Source organism: Aeromonas rivipollensis (assembly GCF_037811135.1).
Classification (GTDB): Bacteria; Pseudomonadota; Gammaproteobacteria; order Enterobacterales; family Aeromonadaceae; genus Aeromonas; species Aeromonas rivipollensis.
The window spans coordinates 2,311,199-2,331,936 of sequence record NZ_CP149130.1 but is presented as its reverse complement, the minus strand read 5'-3'; the positions used below and the strand labels follow the sequence as shown (position 1 = coordinate 2,331,936).

Annotated in this window: 15 protein-coding genes; 9 read left to right on the top strand and 6 right to left on the bottom strand. The window is 62.0% G+C overall.

The features are described 5' to 3' along the window. Positions 1-106 precede the first annotated feature (106 nt). The gene (locus tag WIR04_RS10615; protein WP_338886752.1) at positions 107-973 is read right to left on the bottom strand and encodes a pirin family protein; all 867 of its coding nucleotides are present in this window, start codon (positions 971-973) and stop codon (positions 107-109) included. A 97-nt stretch (positions 974-1,070) separates the two neighbouring features. Between WIR04_RS10615 and WIR04_RS10610 the strand changes: the two genes are divergently transcribed. Continuing rightward, the gene (locus WIR04_RS10610) at positions 1,071-1,961 is read left to right on the top strand and encodes a LysR family transcriptional regulator (RefSeq protein ID WP_338886750.1); all 891 of its coding nucleotides are present in this window, start codon (positions 1,071-1,073) and stop codon (positions 1,959-1,961) included. An 86-nt stretch (positions 1,962-2,047) separates the two neighbouring features. Here WIR04_RS10610 and WIR04_RS10605 read toward each other — a convergent pair whose 3' ends face one another. Continuing rightward, on the bottom strand, positions 2,048-3,370 hold the full coding sequence (locus WIR04_RS10605) for a YjiH family protein (RefSeq protein ID WP_338886747.1): 1,323 nt from the start codon (positions 3,368-3,370) through the stop codon (positions 2,048-2,050). Positions 3,371-3,830: 460 nt separating this feature from the next. On the opposite strand from WIR04_RS10605, the gene WIR04_RS10600 reads away from it, so the two are divergent. The 7 genes from WIR04_RS10600 (at position 3,831) to WIR04_RS10570 (ending at position 15,283) form a co-directional block, all read left to right on the top strand. Next, positions 3,831-4,901, top strand: coding sequence for a helix-turn-helix transcriptional regulator (locus tag WIR04_RS10600; RefSeq protein WP_025326952.1), 1,071 nt, complete (start codon positions 3,831-3,833; stop codon positions 4,899-4,901). 82 nt (positions 4,902-4,983) lie between these two features. Beyond that, the gene (locus tag WIR04_RS10595; RefSeq protein ID WP_025326953.1) at positions 4,984-5,406 is read left to right on the top strand and encodes a CBS domain-containing protein; all 423 of its coding nucleotides are present in this window, start codon (positions 4,984-4,986) and stop codon (positions 5,404-5,406) included. 176 nt (positions 5,407-5,582) lie between these two features. Continuing rightward, a complete protein-coding gene (gene hrpA / locus WIR04_RS10590) occupies positions 5,583-9,509 on the top strand; it encodes an ATP-dependent RNA helicase HrpA (protein WP_338886742.1) in 3,927 nt (1,308 codons plus the stop codon). Positions 9,510-9,607: 98 nt separating this feature from the next. Beyond that, on the top strand, positions 9,608-10,444 hold the full coding sequence (locus tag WIR04_RS10585; RefSeq protein WP_338886740.1) for a hypothetical protein: 837 nt from the start codon (positions 9,608-9,610) through the stop codon (positions 10,442-10,444). A 163-nt stretch (positions 10,445-10,607) separates the two neighbouring features. Further along, the gene (gene rplY / locus WIR04_RS10580) at positions 10,608-10,895 is read left to right on the top strand and encodes a 50S ribosomal protein L25 (protein WP_025326956.1); all 288 of its coding nucleotides are present in this window, start codon (positions 10,608-10,610) and stop codon (positions 10,893-10,895) included. A gap of 204 nt (positions 10,896-11,099) precedes the next feature. After that, a complete protein-coding gene (locus WIR04_RS10575; protein WP_338886737.1) occupies positions 11,100-14,270 on the top strand; it encodes a hybrid sensor histidine kinase/response regulator in 3,171 nt (1,056 codons plus the stop codon). Then, a complete protein-coding gene (locus tag WIR04_RS10570; protein WP_338886735.1) occupies positions 14,267-15,283 on the top strand; it encodes an HD domain-containing phosphohydrolase in 1,017 nt (338 codons plus the stop codon). The genes WIR04_RS10575 and WIR04_RS10570 overlap by 4 nt, the downstream gene beginning before the upstream one ends. Here WIR04_RS10570 and WIR04_RS10565 read toward each other — a convergent pair. The 4 genes from WIR04_RS10565 to WIR04_RS10550 all read right to left on the bottom strand — a co-directional run bounded on the left by WIR04_RS10565 (position 15,259) and on the right by WIR04_RS10550 (position 19,589). Beyond that, on the bottom strand, positions 15,259-15,903 hold the full coding sequence (locus tag WIR04_RS10565) for an MBL fold metallo-hydrolase (protein WP_338886733.1): 645 nt from the start codon (positions 15,901-15,903) through the stop codon (positions 15,259-15,261). The two genes, WIR04_RS10570 and WIR04_RS10565, sit on opposite strands and share 25 nt — an antisense overlap. Continuing rightward, positions 15,897-17,027, bottom strand: a complete 1,131-nt coding sequence (gene mnmH / locus WIR04_RS10560) for a tRNA 2-selenouridine(34) synthase MnmH (RefSeq protein WP_338886731.1) — start codon at positions 17,025-17,027, stop codon at positions 15,897-15,899. Before mnmH ends, WIR04_RS10565 begins: the two co-directional genes overlap by 7 nt. Positions 17,028-17,078: 51 nt before the next feature. Further along, positions 17,079-18,116: a selenide, water dikinase SelD gene (selD, locus tag WIR04_RS10555; protein WP_338886729.1), complete on the bottom strand. Its 1,038-nt coding sequence runs from the start codon at positions 18,114-18,116 to the stop codon at positions 17,079-17,081. A gap of 291 nt (positions 18,117-18,407) precedes the next feature. Continuing rightward, positions 18,408-19,589, bottom strand: coding sequence for an acyltransferase (locus WIR04_RS10550; RefSeq protein WP_338886727.1), 1,182 nt, complete (start codon positions 19,587-19,589; stop codon positions 18,408-18,410). Positions 19,590-19,853: 264 nt separating this feature from the next. On the opposite strand from WIR04_RS10550, the gene WIR04_RS10545 reads away from it, so the two are divergent. After that, positions 19,854-20,498, top strand: a complete 645-nt coding sequence (locus tag WIR04_RS10545) for a glutathione S-transferase family protein (protein WP_338886725.1) — start codon at positions 19,854-19,856, stop codon at positions 20,496-20,498. The last annotated feature ends 240 nt before the right edge of the window (positions 20,499-20,738 follow it).

Below are 20,738 nucleotides of genomic sequence, written 5' to 3'. Positions count from 1 at the left end.
GCACGGGAGTCAGTGTGATGTCCTGCGCCATCCCGGCGTGGCCGGATCTGGCGCCGCCGGGATGGGCCGGGCCGTTCACAGTACTCCTGTTGCCGGACTCGGGGTTCTAGCGTCCGATCTGGCCGAAACGGCCGCTGTTGTAATCATTGATGGCCTGCACTATCTCTTCCTGGCTGTTCATCACGAAGGGGCCGTGACCGACGATGGGTTCATCGAGGGGAGCGCCATTGAGCAGCAGCAGCGTCGTCTCTTCCTCGACCTCCATCACCAGTTTGCTGCCACGGCGCTCCATGACTGCCAGCTCGGCGGTGCGGACAGGGTGGCGGTTGCCGAGGCGAATGGCGCCTTTGAGCACAAACAGCGCAGTGGTGTGCCCTTCCGGCAGTTCGAGCGTCACCCGGTGATGAGCCTTCAGTCGCATGTCCCAGACGTTCATCGGGGTGAAGGTTCGGGCGGGGCCAGCGGTCTCGCCGAAGCGCCCGGCGATGATTCGAGCCTCCCCTGCGCCCTCTGGCAGTGCCACTCGCGGGATCTCTTTGGCGGTGATGCCCTGGTAGCCAGGAGCCGTCATCTTGTCCCGGGCTGGCAGGTTCACCCACAGCTGGACCATTTCGAAGGCGCCGCCCGTCCTGGCAAAGTCCGGGCTGTGGTACTCCTCGTGGATCAGGCCAGATGCGGCCGTCATCCACTGCACATCACCCGGACCTATGGTGCCGCCGCCCCCCGAGGAGTCTCTGTGGGAGACGCCGCCTTCATAGACGATGGTCACCGTCTCGAATCCGCGGTGAGGGTGCTGGCCGACGCCGAGTTGATGGGAGGTGGCCGGGAAAGTGGCCGGGCCCGCGTAGTCCATCAACAGGAAGGGGGACATCTCCTCGGCGATGTCGTTGTAGGAGAAGATGCTCCTGACGGGGAAGCCGTCACCCACCCAGTGCCGTCCGTTGCTGCGCTTGATAAATGCCAGTTCTTTCATCTCAATGTCTCCGTTGACGCGATGGGAACAGTGTAGGAAGTGGTCATCTCTCCAACTAGGTGGTTAAATCAGAAAACACTTTCTATTGAGTTGGAAAATGGACTTCAATCAGGTCGTTGTATTCGTCAAGGTCGTGCAAGCCGGCAGTTTCAGTGCCGCGGCTCGTCTGCTGGGATTGCCGACCTCAACGGTCAGCCATCGGGTGGCCATGCTGGAGAAGCGCCTGGGCGTGACCCTCTTGCAGCGGACGACCCGTCGCCTGCACCTGACCGAGGCCGGACAGCTCTATTTCGAGCACGCCTCGGCCGGGCTGGCGCATGTGTTCGATGCCGAGGCCGCCGTGACCGAGTCGCGGGAGGAGCCCTGCGGGTTGTTGCGGATCACGGCGCCCGTGGATATCGGCGACCAGATCCTGTCGTCCATCCTGGGGCAGATGCGCAGTCAGTGGCCCAAGGTCGATGTGGAGCTGGTGCTGATGAACCGCTACGTGGATCTGGTCGCCGAGGGGGTCGATGTTGCCATCCGTACCGGCCCTCTCAAGGACTCGACACTGATAGCCAGGCAGGTGGGCGTTGCGCGCTGGGCACTGTTTGCGAGCCCGGATTACCTTGCCAGTGCCCCGGCGCTCGATGCACCGCCAGCGCTGCGTCATCATGCCTGCCTGCAGTTCACCCCTCTGGGGAAGGAGGCCTGGGTACTCCACGACGAAGCCGACAACAGCCTGATCGTCTCTCTGGCCCGACAGACGCTGATCAACGATGTCGGCTTGATCATGACCATGGTGCAGGCTGGCTGTGGGGTGGCACTCTTGCCCTCCTACCTGTGTCGCCAGGCCTGTGAAGAGGGGAGACTGGTGCCTGTCCTGCCCGAATGGCATGGCAAGGCGGATCCCATCCATATCGTCTACCCCAGGCAGCGCTTCATGCCCCCCAGGTTGCGCGCCTTCGTGGATCTTGCCACGCTGACGCTGCGGCAATGGCTCGAATGACGGGTCGTCGATCTGGTAACGGCTGCCGGCCCGCATAAAGAAACAAAGCGCCTGATGGCGCTTTGTTTCTTTGATATAGCGTCAACCTAGCTGAGCCAGCCCATCGCCATGGCCAGCCGGCCGCACAGGGCTGCCAGCAGGATGCCAAGCAGGGTGCGCAGCAGCCAGATCACCACCAGTTGCCCCAGGCTCACCGGGATCTTGGTGGCCAGGACGCAGGGAATGGAGGCGGAGAAGAAGAGCACCGAGCTCACCGAGACCACGGCGGTTACATAGCGCACCAGCAGATCCGCATCCTTGAGCAGGATGGCGGGCAGGAACATCTCCGCTAGCCCCGCCGAGAGCGCTCTTGCGGTCTCCAGCGGTTCCCCAAGATCCAGCAGCCAGGTGAGGGGCCACAGCAGCCAGCCCAGCAGATCAAACAGCGGTGTGTGCTGCGCCAGCAACAGCCCCAGCAGGCCGACGGACAAGATGGTGGGGACCACGGCGGCGGCCATGTAGAGGCCATCCTTGAGGTTGTCCTGCAACTGCCGCAGCACGGGATCCGCCTGGCTGGACTGGGTGAGCCCGGAGGCCAGCGCCGCTTGCCAGCGACTCATGCCGGCCGGCAGCGGCTCGTCGGTCTCGCCCTGGTGCGCCATGGTGCTGATGGGGGGAACCCGCGCCAGGATGGCGGTGATGACGAAGGTGATCACCAGGGTGGACCAGAAGTAGAAGTTCCAGTGCCCCATCAGGTTGAGAGTCTTGGCCACTATGATCATGAAGGCGGCGGAGACGGTGGAGAAGCCGGTGGCGATGATGACGGCTTCCCGTACCGTGTACTTGCCCGCGAGGAAGACCCGGTTGGTGATGAGCAGGCCCACCGAGTAGCTGCCGACGAAGGAGGCGACCGCATCGATGGCGGAGTGGCCGGGCGTGCGCCAGAGGGGACGCATCACCGGCTGCATCAGCACGCCGATGAGCTCCAGCAGGCCGAAGCCGAGCAGGAAGGTGAGGGCCATGGCGCCGATGGGCACTATGAGGCCCACCGACATGGCCAGCTTGTCAAAGAGGAAGGGCAGGCGATCCGGCGTCATCAGCCAGGCGGGGCCCCAGTCGGCCACATACATGATGGCCAGCCCCAGCCCGAGCAGCTTGAACAGGGTCAGCAGTCTGTCGATGGGGCGGGCGCGCCAGCGACCATCCAGCAGCGGGCTGATGGCGCCATAGGCGATCAGCAGCAGGATCAGCCCCAGAGCGAGCGGGCGCTGCGCCATCAGGAAGCCCGCCAGGTGATCCACCAGTATGGTACTGCGACCCGCGAGCTCGAAGGGCACGAAAAAGATGGCGATGCCGAGCACACTGGTCAGCAGCAGTTTAATGCCAGCCCCTGAGCGGGCAGGGGCGGTAAGTGCGTTTTCAGGTTCCATTTCCTCTCCTTGTGATCCACATGGTTCAACTCCCTTGACGATCTAATTTGTATATACAATATCGACGCAAGCCCAAAATGGAAACAACAAATACACCAAAAAGCAACATTCGATGAAAATGGAATCCGTATGAAGCTTTTCTATGGGGGAGTACGATAGGGGCACTGTGGGCAGCTGTCTGGCCGTGACAGAGCGGCCGCACAAGGGACAGTCATGGCAAGAGAGGCAAGGAGGCAGGAAGGGCAGACAGGAACCAGGCAAATAAAGATTTTCCAGAACGACCAGAAAAGCGGAAAACCTGAGCCCGGGTTTAAACATTTTCACGGCCCTCATCGAGGGAGGCTTTCTTATAACTATTTATGAAATAGTCATAAAGCCTTTGTTCATTTGACTACTTTTCGCGTATCTCATTGCGGAGTAAGATGCCACTTCAATAAAAATAAGAATTAGGAGTTCGGGTGTGAAGGCATTAGAGAAAGAAAGGATATCGCCCTATATCAGCCAGTTATACGAGTGCGGTATTAATGATTCTGACATTAAGTTGGTGGTGGACCAATTTCGCGCCGACCTGTCCGGCAGTTCATCCCTGTTTTTATTGCGGGATGATGACAAGAGCGACGGAATAAAGCTCTTTTCCAGCGGCTTGACCGAGGCCCAGCAGCAATTTTATGTGCAACACCATCGCCAGGATGTGTGGTTCAATCATTATCTGGACAAGGGCTGCCAGGGGATCGTCAGTGCCAATACCATCTCCAGCTCGGTGGGGCTGCTGGCCAGCTTCGGTGCCCAGTTTGCGGCGGGCGGCGTCTGTCGGGTGAAGGGGCGGGGCCTCAGCTCGCTGTGCAGTTACCGCGGCGCCACTCAGGATGACTTCAGCAGCCGGGATCTCACCTCCTTGACAGAGATCTATTCTGGTCTGGCCGCCTGGAGCCAGCATTATTGGAACCTGCTGGCCCTGGAAACCCAGAACTATCAGCTGCAGCAACTGGTGAAAAACCATAATAAGCCCAGCGCCATCATCGATGACAAGGGGCATATTCATTATTCCAATGTGGCCTTCAACCGCATCGCCGATGAAAACGTCGAGCTGCGGGCGGTCAATGGTATTTTCTCTTTGCAAAATAAGGAGCAGCAACGTCAGCTCAAGGAGACCTTGAATGGCTTTGCCTATTTGCTGCCAGGCGCCAGCGCCTATATGTCCATTCCCCGTCAGTCCAATCTCAGGCCCCTGCTGATCCAGTGCACCCTGATGAGCGGCCTCAGCCGCTTCGAGCGCTATGTGGAAGTGGTATTGCGCGATCCCGAACACTCCTTCAACCCGGACATAGAGGCGCTGGCCAGCCTCTATCCCCTCACCATTGGCGAGAAGGAGCTGCTGGTGCTGATGAGCAAGGGCTACAGCAGCAACGACATCGCCGAACTGCGCGGCGTCAAAGTGGAAACAGTGCGCTCCACCCTCAAGGGGGTGTTCAAGAAGACCGACTGCCACAGTCAGAACGAGCTGCTGCTGTTGCTGCAATCCATCTCCTGATCGGCACCAGCTATGCTTGGAGTGAGCCGGGCATTGTGCCTGGCTCGCGCCTCCCGTCGGGAGGCCTGTCGGGGGAAGCGTCATGGAATCACTCAAGGCAAAGGATTATATGCAGACCAAGCCCATCACGTTCAGCGCGGACATGATGGTGCAAAATGCGGTCACCAAGTTTCTCAACAGCCATCAACTCGGCGGCCCCGTGGTGGACAGCCTGGGGCACCTGATTGGCTGGGTGTCCGAGCAGGATTGCATTGCCGTCATGTTGAAAGAGGCCTATCACTGCGAGCAGGTGGCCCAGGTCAAGGATGTGATGCGCAAGGAGGTGCTGGCGGTGGGGCCAGACACCAGCATTCTGGATCTGGCGGAGATGATGATGGGCCAAAAGCCGAAGATCTACCCAGTAGTGGAAGAGGGTCGCCTGCTCGGGGTGATCAGCCGCCACAACGTGATGCAGGCCATTCACGCCCAGCTTGGTACCTGCTTCGTGCATCAGGCCAGGGTCTGATCCGGTTTTGCCGGATCATGGGGAGCAGGCCGGGTGCCTGCTCTTTTTATTGCCCGCCGCGTCTTTGAGCCAGACCGGTGCCGCTTTAAGGCTTGCACCGCTCCCGCTCGCTCTTTAGGATCGCTCCCAGCTTATCGATATGGCCCCTCTGGGCACTTATTTAAGGAATTCCTACCTTGTCTCTCTCTATCGAGGCGCTGCGCCGCCGTCTCTCTGCCTGCATGAATCTTGACGCCCGCCGTCTTTCCAGCCGTCTGCACGGGGTCAAGAAGCTGCCGGAAGGCAAGCAGGCCGCCATGCTGGAGACCATCGCCGCCGATCTGGCGGTGGCCGAGGCCCGTTACCAGTCCCGTCTGGCGGGTGTGCCCAGGGTCACCTATCCGGACAACCTGCCGGTCAGCCAGAAGCAGGCGGAGATCGCCAAGGCGATCAGTGAACATCAGGTGGTGATCATCGCCGGGGAAACAGGCTCGGGCAAAACCACCCAGATCCCCAAGATTTGTCTCTCGCTCGGGCGCGGGGTCAAGGGCTATATAGGCCACACCCAGCCGCGTCGCCTCGCGGCCCGCACGGTGGCGGCCCGCATCGCGGAAGAGATGGAGTCCGAACTCGGCCACTATGTCGGCTACAAGGTGCGTTTTACCGATCAGGTGAGCGAGCAGACCCACATCAAGCTGATGACAGACGGTATCCTGCTGGCGGAGATCCAGCACGACCGGATGCTGACCCAGTACGACACCATCATCATCGACGAGGCCCACGAGCGCAGCCTCAACATCGACTTCATCCTGGGTTACCTCAAGCAACTGCTGCCCAAACGCCCGGATCTCAAGGTGATCATCACCTCGGCCACCATCGACCCCCAGCGCTTCTCCCGACATTTCAACCAGGCGCCCATCATAGAAGTCTCAGGTCGCACCTACCCGGTGGAGGTGCGCTACCGCCCGCTGTTTGTGGATAAAAAGAGCAGCGACAAGAGCGCAGATAAGAGTGAGGGGCTGGAGGAGCGCGACGAGCTGCAGGGGATCTTCGATGCGGTGGAAGAGCTGGCCCGGGAGGGGCTGGGGGATATCCTCATCTTCATGAACGGCGAGCGGGAGATCCGCGATACCGCCGATGCCCTGCGCAAGCTCAACCTGCGCGACACCGAGGTGCTGCCGCTCTACGCCCGCCTCTCCAACGCCGAGCAGAACAAGGTATTCCAGCAACATGCCGGGCGGCGCATAGTGCTGGCCACCAACGTGGCTGAGACCTCGCTGACGGTGCCGGGCATTCGCTACGTCATCGATCCGGGTACCGCCCGCATCAGCCGCTACTCCTGGCGCACCAAGGTGCAGCGCCTGCCCATAGAGCCGGTCTCCCAGGCCAGCGCCAACCAGCGTAAAGGGCGTTGCGGCCGGGTGGCGGACGGTATCTGTATCCGCCTCTATTCGGAGGAGGATTTCAACAACCGTCCGGCCTTTACCGATCCCGAGATCCTGCGCACCAACCTGGCGTCGGTCATCCTGCAGATGCTGGCGCTCGGCCTTGGCAACATGGAGGCCTTCCCCTTCGTCGAGCCGCCGGAGTCACGCCACATCAAGGATGGCCTGACCCTCCTGAAAGAGCTAGAGGCGGTCAAAGAGCTGCCCGGCACCCGGGAGCAGGAGCCCAAACTGCAGTTGACCGAAACCGGTCGCCAGCTCTCGCGCATTCCCCTTGATCCCCGTCTGGCGAAGATGGTGATCACGGCGGCGCAAACCGGCTGTCTGAGCGAGGTGATGGTGATCACCGCGGGCCTCAGCATCCAGGACCCCCGCGAGCGGCCCATGGAGAAGAAGCAGGCCGCCGACGAGCAGCACAGACGCTTCGAGGACAAAGATTCCGACTTCCTTGCCTTCGTCAATCTGTGGAATTACCTCAAAGAGCAGCAGGATCTCCTGGGCAGCAACCCCTTCCGCCGCATGTGCCAGAAGGAGTTTCTCTCCTACTTGCGGGTGCGCGAGTGGCAGGACATCCACTTCCAGCTGCGCCAGACGGTGAAAGAGCTTGGCTTCAAAGCCAACCATGAACCGGCGGATTTCAAGACGGTGCACTGCGCCCTGCTGACGGGGCTGCTCAGCCATATCGGCAACAAGGATCTGGAGAAGCCCGAGTTTCTCGGCGCTCGCAATGGCCGCTTCCACCTCTTCCCGGCCTCGGGCCTGTTCAAGAAGCCGCCCAAGTGGGTGATGGCCGCAGAATTGGTGGAGACTTCCCGCCTCTATGCCCGCATCAACGCCAGGATCGAGCCCGAGTGGGTGGAGCCGTTGGCAGGCCACCTCATCAAGCTGCACCACAGCGACCCCCACTGGTCGAAGAAAAACGGCGCCGTCATGGCCAAGGAGAAGGTGACCCTCTACGGCCTGACCCTGGTCAACGAGCGCACCATCAACTTCAGCCGCATCGATCCGGCCCAGTGCCGCGAGCTGTTTATCCGCCGCGCGTTGGTGGAGGGGGACTTCGAGACCCGCCACCGCTTCTTTGGCGAGAACCGCAAGCTGCTGGCCGAAGTGGAGGCGCTGGAGCACAAGTCGCGCCGGCGCGACATCCTGGTGGATGACGAGGATCTGTTCCGCTTCTACGACGCCCGCCTGCCGGAGGAGGTGATCTCCGCCCGTCACTTCGACAAGTGGTGGAAAGAGGCGCAGAAGCAGGATCCCGAGCTGCTCAACTTCGAGAAAGAGATGCTGATGAAGGGGGACGCCGCCCACATCAGCGATCTCGACTACCCCAACTTCTGGCAGCAGGGGCGCCTCAAGCTCAAGCTGACCTATCAGTTCGACCCGGGGGAGGCCGCCGATGGCGTCACCCTGCATATTCCACTGCCGCTCTTGAATCAGGTGGAGGTGAAGGGGTTCGAGTGGCTGATCCCCGGGCTGCGCCACGAGCTCCTGGTGGCCCTCATCAAGTCGATGCCAAAGCCGATGCGCAAGAACTTCGTGCCGGCCCCGAACTACGCCGATGCGCTGCTCGCCACCCTCAATCCCGATCAGGGGCCGCTGCTGGACGAGATGGAGCGCCAGCTGCGCCGCATGACCGGCGTCACTGTACCTCGTGAATCTTGGGACTGGAATGCGGTACCCGATCACCTGAAACTCACCTTCCGGGTGGTGGACGACAAGCACAAGAAAGTAGCGGAAGGCAAGGATCTGGAGGCGCTGAAGGAATCCCTGCGCGGCAAGGTGCAGGAGACGCTCTCCCAGGTGGTGGACGACGACATAGAGCAGTCGGGCCTGACCCTGTGGAGCTTTGGCGAGCTCCCCCAGGAGTACAGCCAGAAGCGGAGCGGCTTCGAGGTGAAGGCCTATCCGACCCTGGTGGATCAGAAAGACTCGGTCGCCATCCAGCTGGTGGAGAGCCCGGTGGCCCAGCAGCAACTGATGTGGGCGGGCCAGCGCCGGCTGGTGCTGCTCAACGTGCCATCTCCCATCAAGTATCTGCAGGAGAAGCTGCCGAACAAGGCCAAGCTCGGGCTCTACTTCAACCCCTTCGGCAAGGTGGCCGAGCTGATCGACGACTGCATCGCCTGTGGCTGTGACAAGCTCATGGAGCAGCACGGCGGCCTGGCCTGGGACGAGGCCGGTTTCGAGTCGCTCAAGGAGTTTGTCCGCGCCGAGCTCAACGATGCCGTGGTGGAGGTGGCAAGCCAAGTGGAAGCCGTGCTGACCCTCTCCCATGAGATCAAGAAGCGGCTCAAGGGCAAGATGCAGCTCGACACGGCCTTTGCCATGTCGGATATCCAGTTGCAGCTGGGCAACCTCATTCACAAGGGGTTCGTGACCGAGACCGGATGGCAGCGGCTGCCTGACTTGTTGCGCTACCTGCGCGCCATCGAGCGGCGCCTCGAGAAGCTGGCCATCGATCCCAACCGGGACAGGGTCCATATGCTCAAGGTGCAGAGCGTGGAGAGCGACTACAAGGCGCTGCTTGCCAAGATCCCAAAATCCCAGCCGATCCCCCCCGAGGTGGCCAATATCCGCTGGATGATAGAAGAGCTGCGGGTCTCCTTCTTCGCCCAGCAGCTGGGGACGCCGTATCCCATCTCGGATAAACGGGTGCAGAGCGCCATAGCCCAGTGCTAAGCTGCTATCTATCTGTTTTCTGAGCCATAGTGTGGCGAAGAGTGCGACGAAGAGTGTGGCGATAAGAGCCAGGGAAGCGCAGGAAGGGAGGCCATCACATGCTGGGGATCTGGTTGGGGGTTGCGCTGGTCAACATCAGCGGCTATCAGCCCATTGCGGAGCAAACCTGGGTGCAGCTCAACCCGGAGTACTATCCGGTGCACAGAGCCGTGCCTCCCATCTTCGTGGCCTGGCGGGGAAACCAGTTTCCGCCGCTCGAACAAAAGAAGAAGAACGGCCACTGGCAGATCCTGTTTCCCGCCCGTCTGGTGCCACCCTTCGATCTGTTCGAAGGGGAGGCCCAGCTCTCCAAGGCCTATCTGGCCAGGCTCAAGCGCATCGATGAGATGGCCTATGGCATGGCCCCGCATTCGGCCGTGAAGCCCGTCGCCAGCGGCTCTCTCGCCCCCGAGGATCAGGGAGGGGCGGCCTTTATCGCCGAGTTCTCCTTGCCGGGATCGAGCGCGGGGAGGGGACGGATGCCGCAGAGCGAGCCGCTGCTGGCCAACCTGATGGGGCGGGCGGCGTCCATCCCTCAGGGAACTCCCGCTCAGATAGGGGCCGTGCAGATCGCCAGCCTGGGCCAGGGAGCCGAGGGGACTACCCTGACCCTGTCCGCGACGGGAGGGGCGTCGCGAGTCTGCCATCAGGTGGCGGCGGGGGAGACGCTTTGGCGCATCGCCAGCCAGCTCCAGGCACAGGTGGGCAGCGGGTCTGATACCTACAGCTATCTGCTGGCGCTGGTGGAGGAGAATCGCCCCGGTATGGGCAAGGGGATAAGGGTACAGACAGGCCAGCGCCTCTACTGCCCCAAGGCCGAGACCCTGGCCCAGTTTGACGCCATGAGCCCGGCCCAGCGCCAGCAGCAGTTTGCCCGTCTGGAGCAGGGGCGCTGAACCGCGTTTGGATAAGATCTGATGCCGCTGTGGGGAGGGGCTGATGGCGAGTCGCGCGTCCCTTGTATCCACCCCGGGCCCATGCTAGTATTCGCGCTCGTTTTGCGAGGTGCTGACCGGTCGCAGTCAACACCATATATTCATCTTAAAAGAGATAACCACTATGTCTTTCGTATTCCAAGCTGAAGTCCGTTCTGACCTGGGGAAAGGTGCGAGCCGCCGCCTGCGTCATGCTGACCAAGTTCCTGCCATCGTTTACGGTGCAGGCAAAGAAGCCGTGTCCGTTACCCTGGACCACAAGAAGCTGATCCTGGCCCAAGAGAAGCCGGAGTTCTACTCCTCCGAGCTGACCCTGGTCATCAACGGCGAAGAAGTAAAAGTAAACGTCAAGGCGATCCAACGTCACCCGGTACGTTACAAGCTGGTTCACCTGGACTTCGTTCGCATCTAATCGGCAACGAACTTTCCAGTAAAGAGGCCACCCAATCGGGTGGTCTCTTTGTTTTTACGGTATTTTTGCCGGGAAAATAAAATACTCAAACAGCACTATTGGTCTTTACTTGCAGGCATGATTGACAGCAGGACACTTGTTGTGGTGCTCTGATGTCCACAAGGTATTCGTTCAAGGCCACTTTTTGGGGTGATGTTGACCGTTATGAAGGGAATCGTACGGGCATATTTCCTGCTGTTTTCACCTATTCTGCTGTTGGTCCTGGCGGGGGGCTATCTGCTGGGCAATGCACTGATCGAGCGAGAGCTCTACCGCGTTCGCAGCGATGAGAGCACCTTCCTGGCGCTCGCCAGCGGCCGCCTTGACGACGAGCTGGCGGTGCCGCTGCGCCATGTGCGCAGCATATCGGAAGAACCCATCTTGCTCGAGGCGGCGGGTCGCAATGACCGTGACACCATAGCAGTCCAGTTCAGCATCCTGATGAACCGTAATCCCGACTATGCCCAGGTGCGTTGGCTGGCCCCGGATGGGATGGAGCGGGTGCGCATCAATCGTCAGGGCCAGCGCCTGCTGCGTGTGGCGGACGACCAGTTGCAGAACAAGGTGGAGCGATATTATTTTCGCGACGCCATGGCGCTGCCCTGGGAGCGAGTCTACGTCTCTGCGCTCGATCTCAACGTTGAACAGGGGGTGATCGATCGCCCCTTCAACCCCATGATCCGCATTGCCAAGCGCCTTCGCCTTGGGGGACATGATCTTGGTTTGCTCCTCATCAACGTGCAGGCTGCTCGTATGCTCAAGGCGTTCGCCAACAGCAGCGGCAAGGCGGCGGATCACACCATGCTGTTCAACCAGGACGGTTATTGGCTGCGTAGCCCGGACCCATCTCAGGAGTGGGGTTTCATGCTCGAACGCCCGGAACTCACCCTGAAGCAGGCTTCTCCCCAGGCCTGGCAGGCGTTCTGGGGCGCTCCGAGCGGCCAGATAGAGTCTGCCGACGGGCTGTGGAGCTGGACCACCCTGTACCCGGCGCAGAATCACGATCAGCTGATCTGGAAAGCCGCCTCCCTGGTGCCGCGCAGCGAGCTGCTGGCCATTCGCACTCACATCTGGGGGATCATCTCGGTCACCTGCGCCATGCTGCTGTTGCTGTTCGGTGCCGGAGTGGCTGCGCTGGTGCGCAGCAGGCACAGGGAGCAACTGGCGCAGCAGGAGGCGGCCAGGCTGGCGCAGGTCAAAGGGGATTTCATCGCCAACATGAGCCACGAGATCCGTACCCCCATGAACGCCATCATGGGGCTGACCTACCTGCTCGAGCAGGGAGGGCTCGACGATGGCCAGCATGCTCTGGTGCGCAAGATCCACCAGGCCGGGCAGGCTCTGCTCGGGATCATCAACGACATCCTCGATTTTTCCAAGATTGAGTCGGGTCGGCTCGAGCTTGAGCGGATGCCATTCAGCCTGGAAGAGGTGCTCGATCACGTGGCGGCCATCATGTCCACCTGCGTTGGCCAGAAGCACCTCGAACTGGTGGTGAGCAGTGCCCCAGAGCAGGTTTCCCATCTGATCGGTGACGCCCTGCGCCTCGAGCAGGTGCTGCTCAACCTGACCGGCAATGCCATCAAGTTTACCGAGCGCGGTGAGGTGGAGGTCAAGGTCGAGCTGGAAGCCGAGCAAGACGGCATGGCCACCTTGCTGTTTCGGGTACGCGACACCGGGATCGGCATTCCGCCCGAGCAGCAGGCCAACATTTTCAATGCTTTCTCCCAGGCAGACTCCTCCACCAGCCGCCGTTTCGGGGGCACCGGGCTCGGTCTGACCATCAGTCGCCGCCTGGTGAACCTGATGGGGGGGGAGATCGGCGTCACCAGCGAACTGGGCAAAGGGAGCGAGTTCTGGTTCCGCGTCCGGCTGGAGCAGGTGGAGCGGCCCGATGCCTTGAACGAGCGTCTGCAGCACATCTCGCTGCTCATCGCCGACGACAATCAGGTGACCCGCGACGCCCTGTCGATGACGGTGGGTTCCCTCGGTTGGGAGTCACGGGTGGTGGAATCCGGTGAGCAGGCGCTGCACCATCTGCTGCGCCAGGGGGAGCGTTTCGACGTGATCCTGCTCGACTGGATCATGCCGGGCATGGACGGACTCGAGACCTGCCTGGCCATTCGCCGCGCCTTCGAGCGGCAGGAGCGTTCACCCATCATCATCATGGCGACCGCCTATTCCCAGGATGAGCTGATGCACTGCCCCGGCTCGGAGCAGGTGGATCTGGTGCTGCACAAGCCGGTGACTGGCTCCAGCCTCTACAACGCGGTGGCACGTCTCATTCACGAGAAGCGCGAGCACGTGGAGCCGCTTGAGAGTGGTCAGCGCCGTCTTCGCCTGCCGGGCGTGCATGTCCTGCTGGTCGATGACAGCGACATCAACCTGGAGGTGGCGACCCGCTTGCTGCAACGGGAGGGGGCCGAGGTGATCACCGCCATCGACGGGGAGCTGGCCCTGGCTTGTCTCGCCGATCCGGCGCGGCGCATCGATCTGGTGCTTATGGATGTGCAGATGCCGGTGATGGATGGATATGAGGCGACTCGTCGCCTGCGCCAACTGCCGGGACGGGAGGAGACTCCCGTACTGGCACTCACCGCCGGGGTATTCAAGGATCAGCGCGAAGCGGCGCTGGCCAGCGGCATGAACGACTTCATCGCCAAGCCGCTCGACGTGGAGCAGCTCATCGCGACCTTGCTGCGCTATCTTCCGGACTGTGTCCTTCCGCTCACCGTGAGCGACGAGCCACTCGCCCAGGAGCTGGTGACCGGCATCGATATTGATACCGGACTTCGCAACTGGGGTGAAGCCTCGGTCTATCTCAAGTACCTGCGCCGTTTTCGCGATGACTACATGACGGTCGGCACCGTGTTGCCGGACTATATCGCCCAGCACGAGACCGATGCGGCCGCGAGCCTGACACACAAGCTCAAGGGGGTGGCGGGCAGCCTGTCGCTCACCGATGTGGCGCGCATCAGCGCCGAGCTGAACGAGGCCATCGAGCAGGGAGGCGACACCAGTCAGCTCATCGCGCCCTTCCTCGAGGCGCTGGAGCGGGCACAACACTCCATCGACACCTATGCCGGGCGCGAGCCGGGCGCTGTCAGCTCCCCGCTGGCCCAGGGGGAGGCGCGGGAGGTCTGCCTGCAAGCCCTGCATCAGGCCCTGGTGAGCGAGGATCTGGAACTGATTGAGCCTGCGCTGGGCCAGGCCAGGAGTTACCTGCCTTGCGAGCTGGTGAGCGAGATAAGTGCGGCTCTGGAGCTGTTCGATATCCCGTTCGCCACCCGCAAGCTGGAGGATTATCTGGAGGATCGGGAGGAACCTGCGCCATGAATCGACCACGAGTGCTGATCATCGACGACGAGCCGAGCAACCTCGGGCTGCTGCGGCAAATCCTCAAGGAAGAGTACAACCTCTTCTTTGCCAAGGGGGGAGAGGAGGGGCTGGCCGCCGTGGGGCGTCACGAGCCGGCCCTGATCCTGCTTGACGTGCGCATGCCCGACATGGACGGTTACGAGGTGTGCCGCCGGCTCAAGGCCGATCCGGCCCACGCCGGGATCCCGGTGCTCTTTATCACTGCGAGCGACAACGCAGACAGCGAGAGCCAGGGGTTCGAGGCGGGCGGGGTGGATTACATCTACAAGCCGGTCTGCCCGAGCACGGTGCGTGCCCGGGTGCGCAATCACCTCTCCCTGGTGCGCCTCGATCAGCTCGAGCGCAGCTACCGTACCGCCATCGTGATGTTGAGCGAGGCGGGTCACTACAACGACACTGACACCGGGGTGCATATCTGGCGCATGGCCGCCTATGCCCGTGCCCTGGCCGACGCGCTTGGCTGGAGCCCGGAGCAGTCTGAGTTGCTGGAGCTGGCGGCCCCTATGCACGACATGGGCAAGATTGGGATCCCCGATCACATCCTCAAGAAGCCTGGCCCACTCACCGAGGAGGAGTGGGTCATCATGCGCAGTCACCCCCGCATCGGTTACGAGATCCTGAGGCGATCCGATGCTCCCATCTTTCGCATGGCGGCAGAGATTGCCCTGCATCACCACGAGAAATGGGACGGCTCGGGTTATCCCGCCGGCGAGACCGGCGAGGGGATCCCCGAGGCGTCGCGGATAGTGGCCATCGCCGATGTGTTTGACGCCCTGAGCGTGCGTCGTCCCTACAAGGAGCCCTGGCCTCTGGACAGAGTGCTGGCCACCATGCGTGACGGTGCCGGTCAGCACTTCGATCCCCGGCTGCTCGCACGTTTTCTCGAGATCATGCCGGAGATCTTGCGCCTCAAGACCCAGTGGGACACCCGCGAGGCGCGGGGGGATTACCAGATAGGTTGCGTCAGGTAGGGATTGCTCGCCTTCTCGCGACCGAAGGTGGAGCTGGGACCGTGGCCGGGCACGAAGACGATGTCATCCCCAAGGGGCAGCAGGGTCTCGGTGATCGACTTGATAAGCGTCCCGTGATCCCCACGGGGGAAGTCGGTACGGCCTATGCTGCCGGCAAAGAGCACATCCCCCACCCAGGCGAGTCGCTCGGTCTGGCAGAGCAGCACTATGTGCCCCGGGGTGTGGCCCGGGCAGAAATAGACCTCCAGCTCGCAGTGGCCCAGCTGCACCTTGTCGCCTTGCTCGAGCCACTGGTCGGGACAAAATGCCGGGGTATGGGCAAAGCCGAACATCTGGCTCTGCTGGGGCAGCATGTCGAGCCAGAAGGCATCCTCCTTGTGGGGACCCGTGATGGCCACTCCGGTTTGTTCGCGCAACTGGGCCGCGGCTCCCACGTGATCCAGATGGCCGTGGGTCAGCAGTATATGGGTCAGGGTCAGCCCTCGTTTGGCGATGGCCGCCAGCAGTTTGTCCGCCTCGCCACCGGGGTCGATCAGCGCCGCCTGATGGGTCTCGTCACACCAGACGAGGGAACAATTCTGGGCGAAAGGGGTGACCGGGATCACCTCGAACTTCAACATGTGGGACTCTCCTGAGGGGTCTGACGGGCGTGCTGCTCGGCGAAGTAGGCGAGGCAGGCCTGCTTGTCACCGCGAAACTGGATCCGCTCGCGCTTGTTGTTCAGCTGATAGAGGTACATGGGGTCGTAGTAGCGGGTCAGCAGCAGGAGGATCCAGGCGAGGTGCAGCGCCGTATCCCCCGTGCTGGCCTGCTCCTGGAGGGCGGCCTGCATCAAGCCATCCAGCTCCCGGTGATCCTTGTCCCCGAGGCGGCGCTTGAGCCGGGCCAGGGCATCGGTCAGGTAGCCGGCAAACAGCGGCCAGCCCGCCTCGCTGCCATACATCTCCAGATAGCGTTGCCAGAGATCCTGCACGTAATCCACCCGGATCTGCTCTGCTCGCTCCTCCTGGGGCACCTCTACCACCACCAGGGGGGCCTGGCACATGGTCTCATAGAGGCTAAGAGGCAGGGCGCAGCGACCGATGAGGCGGCTCTCGTCTTCCACCACGAAGGCATGTTCGCCCTTGTGGCGGCGCTTGAGCAGCTCTATGGCCAGCCGGTTTTCGAAGTTGATGTTGCTGGGCTGGCCTCCCGGCAACTGGCCAAAGGAGGATCCCCTGTGATGGGCGTGCCCTTCCAGATCCACCGACTGGGCAATGCTGGCCAGCATGTGGGTCTTGCCGGAGCCTGTCATGCCGGTCAGCACGTGCCAGTGGCACTGGGCGCTGGCGCTCTCCTGGGTATCGATGAGAAAGCGGCGCAGCTCCTTGTAGCCGCCGGCCACTCGCGGGCGGATGACCCCCACCTCGGACAGCCACTGCTGCACCGTCTGGGAGCGCAGGCCGCCGCGAAAACAGTAGAGCAGGGCATCGGGCTGCTGGCGCAGCTGCGCCAGCCATCCTTCAATACGGGCGGCGCGCACGGCGCCCCCCACCAGCTTGTGTCCGAGTTCAATGGCCGCCGCCTGACCCTGCTGTTTGTAACAGGTGCCCACCTGGGCGCGTTCGTCATCCGTCATCAGCGGCAGACTGACGGCGTTGGGGAAGGCCCCTTCCTTGAACTCGACGGGGGCGCGCAGATCGATGAGGGGGATGTCCTCCAGAAAGATGGCGGCGAGATCCCTGGCCAGTGGCAGCTCACTCATCGCAGATCCCTCGACCGATCAGGACAGCCTGGGCAACAAATCGCAGTGCACTCATTGGATGACCTCGATAAAGCGCGCGCCATCCAGTGCCTGCAAGCGGCCAATGGGGGAGAGGCTCAACCCGGCCTGCTCGGCAATGGCGAGGAATTCGGCCTCGGTTTCCTGACCGACGGCCACCAGCAGGCCGCCGCTGGTCTGGGGATCGCACAGTATGTTGCGGGTGCGATCACTCATGGCATCGAGCTTGTGGCCGTAGGAGTCGTGGTTGCGCAGGGTACCGCCCGGCACGCAGCCCTCATTCAGGTAGTGATCCACCTCATCCAGCAGGGGCAGCGCCTTGAAGTTGAGGCGGGCACACACCCCTGAGCCTTCGCACATCTCCAGCAGGTGGCCGGCCAGCCCGAAGCCGGTGACGTCGGTCATGGCGTGCACGCCGGGCAGGGCCGCAAACTGCTGGCCAATCTTGTTGAGGGTGCACATGGCCTCGGGGGCCAGCTGCTCGTGCTCGGGTTTGAGCTTGCCCTTCTTCTGGGCCGTGGTGAGTATGCCGATGCCGAGGGGTTTGGTGAGATAGAGCACGTCACCCACCTTGGCGGTGTCGTTCTGCTTGATGGCATCGAGCGGTACTATGCCGGTCACCGCCAGGCCGAAGATGGGCTCGGGGGCATCGATGCTGTGGCCACCGGCGAGCGAGATGCCCGCCTCGTGACACACCTGACGACCGCCGTCGATCACCTGCTGGGCCACTTCAGGCGCCAGGGTATTGATGGGCCAGCCGAGGATGGCGATGGCGACGATGGGCTTGCCGCCCATGGCGTAGATGTCGCTGATGGCATTGGTGGCGGCGATGCGGCCGAAGGTGAAGGGATCATCGACGATAGGCATGAAGAAGTCGGTGGTGGAGACGATGCCCTGACCGTTGCCGATGTCCACCACGGCGGCGTCATCCTTGCTGCTGTTACCCACCACCAGGGTCGGATCGTCAAAGCCCGGGATCTGGCTCTTCAAAATGGTGTCGAGCACCTTGGGGGAGATTTTGCACCCACAGCCAGCGCCGTGGCTGTATTGGGTCAGACGAATGGAAGACATACTTACCCCTTGTTTGTGCACCTTGTGCAGAGGCTCGGTGGAGCCGTCAAATGCGCGCCTCAGGAGCGCTGAATAGGGATGGCCTTGGCTGCCTCAGGAGGCAGCGATGCCAGACAGTCACGCAGGGCTGCCGGACAGGACGGGGAAGGAGGGGCGACATGGTGCGCCAGAGCAGCCCCGCCAAGGGCCACAGGACGGGGCATTATGCCACAATCGCCCCCTTTGGTTCGAATGGGAATTTCTGCCAGCGCGCATCCGGCTGGCAGAAATGAGCGCTTTACGGCTCTCCCGTCAACCTGCCTGCTCCATCACAGGTTGACGAACCTTGCCAATGCGGCGCAGACGCCGTTGCAGCGGCCGCTCCAGCAGGTTGTAGCTAAGGGCCGAGAGGCCGATCAGTACCGCCAGCATCAGCAGGGTGGCCAGCACCCCCAGCAGCGGGTTGGTCTGGGCATACCACCACTCGGTAAGGTCCGGCGCCAGATAGTGGATGAGCTCGCACCCGGTGAGCAGCACCAGCGCATGGAGAAGGTAGATGGAGTAGGATAAATCCCCCAGCCAGTTGGTGAAGCGGTTATCCAAGAGGCGCAGCAGCGGACTCTGGCGCTCCCCTTGGGCGGCGGCAATCCAGATCAGCAGCACGTAGGCGCCGATCAGCAGCAGGGTCCGCTGCGGCGTCATGGTGAACTGCATCAACAGGAAGGGCAGCACAAAGGCGATCAAGAGCGGCAGATCCCGTTGCATCATGGGCAGGCGTTGCGCGGCCCTGACCCTGGGCAGCAGCCAGAGCCCGAGCACGAACTCACTCACCCCCCGTCCCACCGCCAGTGCCCCGCTGGTGACATCCAGGGTGCCGCGGCTGTGCACGATAAAGGCCAGCACCGTCAGTGCCAGCAGGGGCGCGAGATGGCTCCAGCGACTGCGGGTCACGGCAAGCGGGATAAGCAGCGGGAACAGCAGATAGCTTATCCACTCCACGCTCAGGGACCAGGCGGCGAAGTTCCAGGTCAGTCCCTGATCCGTCACCACCTGCATCAGCAAGAAGGCGCTTGGCAGTGCTTCGGCCGGGGTGAAGGGGGAGCCGAAGGGCGGCATGCCTTCCCACTCCCACATCTTGAACAGGGGGCCGGCATAGAAGCCCACCCCGTGCTTGGCCTTGTAAAGCTCCCAGCCAACCAGCAGCACCAGGGTCACAAAGTAGAGGGGGTAGACCCGGGTCAGCCGCAGCCAGAGAAAGCGGCCATAGCCTATGCGGCGAGGGCTTGTGAAGGCCTCCCCGTAGACATGGGCCAGCACCAGCCCGCTTAAAATAAAGAAGAGATCGACCCAGAGGTAGCCGTTCTCGATGAGTTGGGTGTGGCCTGCGATGGACTCCATCCACTGGGGAAAGAGCAACAGGCGGGCATGAAACAACACCACCATCAGGGCAGCTATGCCCCGCAGCGGCGTTAACAGCGGCAATGATTGAGTCATGACGGTATCCCTTGCGATGTTCAGCTTGGCCTGACATCGATTTTGTTGTTGTACGGGGGCATCAAGCTGATACCCCCGCAGCCTGGACTCATGCTGGTCACAGGCGGGATCACACTACCGAAAAGAGAGCCATACGAGCGTGATTCTCGTCATGAATATGCGCTTATCACGCAAAATCAGCCGGCTGTCTGAAGGTGCGGTCAGGGACTGGCGTGGGGATCTAGACTAGGGATGTCGTCCATCTGATCTCAAGGAGCACACCCGATGAAACTCTATGCCCATCCTTTTTCGTCCTACAGCCAGAAGGTGCTGATCGCCCTCTACGAGAATGACGTCCCCTTCGATTACCTCAACCTGGAGGCGGCGACGGTGAAGGCCGAACTCGCCAGCCTCTGGCCCCTCAAACGCTTTCCGGTGCTGGTGGATCAGGGGCGCACCCTGATTGAGAGCAGCACCATCATCGAATATCTCCAATGCGCCCATCCCGGCCCCCATTGTCTGGTACCTGAGGGGGAGGCGGGGATCGAGGTTCACATGCTCGATCGCCTGTTCGACAACTTTGTGATGACGCCCATGCAGAAGGTGGTGCTGGACAGGATGCGCCCGGCGGGGGATCACGATGGCTACGGCGTTGCCCAGGCCAGGGAGCTGCTGGACAAGATCTACCCCTGGCTGGACCAGCGCCTCGCCGGACGCACCTGGGCGGCAGGGGAGGCGTTCACCCTGGCCGATTGCGCCGCCGCCCCCTCGCTCTTCTATGCCGACTGGGCCCATGAGATCCCGCACTCACTCACCAGGCTGTGTGCCTACCGCGCCCGTCTGCTGGGTCACCCCTCCATAGTCCGGGTGGTGGATGAGGCGAGGCCCTATCGCCACTACTTCCCCCTGGGGGCGCCGGCCCGTGACTGAGCCGGGCGGCGTGATCCCGGCAGGGGGCTGGAAGAGGGGGATTAACCTTTTATGCATAAAAGCGAATTATGATGCGCTATTGTCCGATATTTCACCGAGAAATTTCCAATATGTATGATTTTATTTTCATGTTAATGCATAAAGACATCAGCCATCCTCACCCCTGGTGAGGGCCATCTGCCGGTGAGCATGGACCATTGGCTAATGGCGAGGCAACGCAGAGGAATGACAGCAAGTTGA

Coding starts and splice junctions, on each gene's coding strand:
- WIR04_RS10615 (WP_338886752.1), bottom strand. CDS start 973: ATGAAAGAACTGGCATTTATCAAGCGCAGCAACGGACGGCACTGGGTG.
- WIR04_RS10610 (WP_338886750.1), top strand. CDS start 1,071: ATGGACTTCAATCAGGTCGTTGTATTCGTCAAGGTCGTGCAAGCCGGC.
- WIR04_RS10605 (WP_338886747.1), bottom strand. CDS start 3,370: ATGGAACCTGAAAACGCACTTACCGCCCCTGCCCGCTCAGGGGCTGGC.
- WIR04_RS10595 (WP_025326953.1), top strand. CDS start 4,984: ATGGAATCACTCAAGGCAAAGGATTATATGCAGACCAAGCCCATCACG.
- WIR04_RS10585 (WP_338886740.1), top strand. CDS start 9,608: ATGCTGGGGATCTGGTTGGGGGTTGCGCTGGTCAACATCAGCGGCTAT.
- rplY (WP_025326956.1), top strand. CDS start 10,608: ATGTCTTTCGTATTCCAAGCTGAAGTCCGTTCTGACCTGGGGAAAGGT.
- WIR04_RS10575 (WP_338886737.1), top strand. CDS start 11,100: ATGAAGGGAATCGTACGGGCATATTTCCTGCTGTTTTCACCTATTCTG.
- WIR04_RS10570 (WP_338886735.1), top strand. CDS start 14,267: ATGAATCGACCACGAGTGCTGATCATCGACGACGAGCCGAGCAACCTC.
- WIR04_RS10565 (WP_338886733.1), bottom strand. CDS start 15,903: ATGTTGAAGTTCGAGGTGATCCCGGTCACCCCTTTCGCCCAGAATTGT.
- mnmH (WP_338886731.1), bottom strand. CDS start 17,027: ATGAGTGAGCTGCCACTGGCCAGGGATCTCGCCGCCATCTTTCTGGAG.
- selD (WP_338886729.1), bottom strand. CDS start 18,116: ATGTCTTCCATTCGTCTGACCCAATACAGCCACGGCGCTGGCTGTGGG.
- WIR04_RS10550 (WP_338886727.1), bottom strand. CDS start 19,589: ATGACTCAATCATTGCCGCTGTTAACGCCGCTGCGGGGCATAGCTGCC.
- WIR04_RS10545 (WP_338886725.1), top strand. CDS start 19,854: ATGAAACTCTATGCCCATCCTTTTTCGTCCTACAGCCAGAAGGTGCTG.